1 protein-coding gene is annotated in these 1,116 nt (G+C 60.7%); it reads right to left on the reverse strand.

The genetic code is table 11. The annotated features are described in order from the left end of the window. On the reverse strand, positions 1 to 1,116 hold a 1,116-nt coding region (sthA, locus tag ACIOVB_RS27860; RefSeq protein WP_401272319.1), incomplete at both ends, for a Si-specific NAD(P)(+) transhydrogenase.

A 1,116-nucleotide genomic window follows, 5' to 3' on the forward strand; every position in this document is an offset into this window, starting at 1 on the left:
ATCTTCAGCATGCCTTGCGGCTCGCCGGCAATCTGCGCCCGCGCCATGCTCTTGAAGAATGCCTTGCCGACTTCGTACGGCACTTTGGCCTGGGTCAGTTCCTGCTCGTTCTTGCCGATCGAGCTGATCTCAGGAATGGTGTAAATGCCGGTCGGCACGTCATTCACAAAGCGCCAGCTACCGTTATCAACGATGCTGCCAGCAGCCGAACGGCCCTGGTCGTGGGCGGCACTGGCCAGGCTCGGCCAGCCGATCACGTCGCCAGCACCGTAGATGTTCGGCACGCAGGTGCGGTAAGCCTCGTCGACTTCGATCTGGCCACGGCTGTTGACCTTGACGCCGATGTTTTCCAGACCCAACTGGTCGGTATTACCGGTACGGCCGTTGCACCAGAGCAAGGCGTCGGCCTTGATCTTCTTGCCGGACTTGAGGTGCAGGATCACCCCGTTGTCCACGCCTTCGACACGATCGTAGTCTTCGTTGTGGCGCACGGTGATGTTGTTGTTGCTGAAGTGGTAGCTCAACGCCTGGGAGATTTCCGAGTCGAGAAAGCTCAGCAACTGACCGCGGTTATCCACCAGTTCAACCAGTACACCCAGACCGCTGAAGATCGAGGCGTATTCGCAACCGATCACGCCGGCGCCGTAAACGATCAATTTGCGCGGGGTGTGGCCGAGGCTGAGGATGGTGTCGCTATCGTAGATACGCGGATGGTGGAAATCGATGTCCGCCGGGCGATACGGGCGCGACCCGGTGGCGCTGATGATGTGCTTGGCCACCAGCTTCTCGACCACGCCGTTGGCGCAGACCACTTCGATGGTTTGCTCATCGGCGAAGCTGCCGGTGCCGAAAAACACGTCGACGCGGTTACGGGCGTAGTAGCCGGTGCGCGAGGCGACTTGTTTGGAGATGACTTTCTCGGCGCTTTTCAACACGTCCGGGAAGGAGAACCAGCGTGGCTCGCCGATGGCCCGGAACATCGGGTTGGTGTTGAACTGCATGATCTGCCGCACCGAGTGACGCAGTGCCTTGGACGGGATGGTACCGAGGTGGGTGCAGTTGCCGCCGACCTGACGACGGCTGTCGACCATCGCGACCTTGCGCCCTGCTTTGGCG

The sequence above is a fragment of the Pseudomonas sp. NPDC087639 genome (assembly GCF_044743385.1).
Classification (GTDB): Bacteria; Pseudomonadota; Gammaproteobacteria; order Pseudomonadales; family Pseudomonadaceae; genus Aquipseudomonas.